Raw genomic sequence first — 788 nt, 5'->3', positions numbered from 1 at the left:
CGCTTCTGGCCCTTCCAGTGGATCGAGACCGGCATCTACGCCCTGCTCACCGCCGGCCTGACCTGGTTCTGCTTCTGGTGGGTCCGAAGGCGCCTGTCATGACCACCGTCAGAACCGCCGCCGCCGGACTCGCCCTCCTGCTGGCGGCGGCCTGCACCGCGCCCGCGCCGCCGCGCGCCCAGGCGGGCACCGCAGCCGCCACGGTCTGCGCCCGCCCCCAAGGCCCACCCGCAGCGGAGACGCCCACCACGATCGACGTCATCGAGCAGGCGTACTTCTGCATCCTGGGCACCTACTACAGCGGCGCCACCCTGGACGCCCGCTCGCTGCTGACGGCCGGATTCGTCGCCCTGACCCAGGAGCTCAACCGCAACGGGCGCGAGGTGCCCGAGGCGACCATGCCGGCGCTGACCGGCGACCGCAAAGCCGACTGGGCCGCCTTCGAAAGCCTCTATCGAAAGGTCACCGACCAGGTCCCCGACCTGCGCGACCAGCTGGCCGTCGTCACCCTCGAGGCCATCGTGGCCGCCCTCGGCGACAACCACGCCCGCTGGACGCACGACGTCAAACGGCCGCCCGACTACTACGACGGCGACGGCTACGGCCTGGGCTTCGAGGCGAACGTCAACGGCGCGCAAGCCGACGCCAACCTCGGCACCGCCGTCGGCCCGCTGTTCGTCACCACCGTGCACGGCGGCGCCGCCCAGGCCGCCGGCCTGCGCCCCGGCGACATCATCGAGTCGATCAACGGCTCGGCGCCCTTCATCGACGCCAAGGCCACCCCCGCC

The 788-nt window shown here is 72.5% G+C and carries 1 protein-coding gene; it reads left to right on the top strand.

Features of this window, described 5'->3' with window-relative positions; translation table 11 throughout:
- Positions 1-98: 98 nt before the first annotated feature.
- A partial coding sequence (locus ACTOQ3_RS43600) for a PDZ domain-containing protein (protein ID WP_440089950.1) occupies positions 99-788 on the top strand: 690 nt, incomplete at its 3' end.

The organism is Streptosporangium sp. LJ11 (genome assembly GCF_051918945.1).
Classification (GTDB): domain Bacteria; phylum Actinomycetota; class Actinomycetes; order Streptosporangiales; family Streptosporangiaceae; genus Streptosporangium.
The sequence above is the reverse complement of the archived record's forward strand: the minus strand, read 5'-3'. Positions and strand labels throughout refer to the sequence as shown.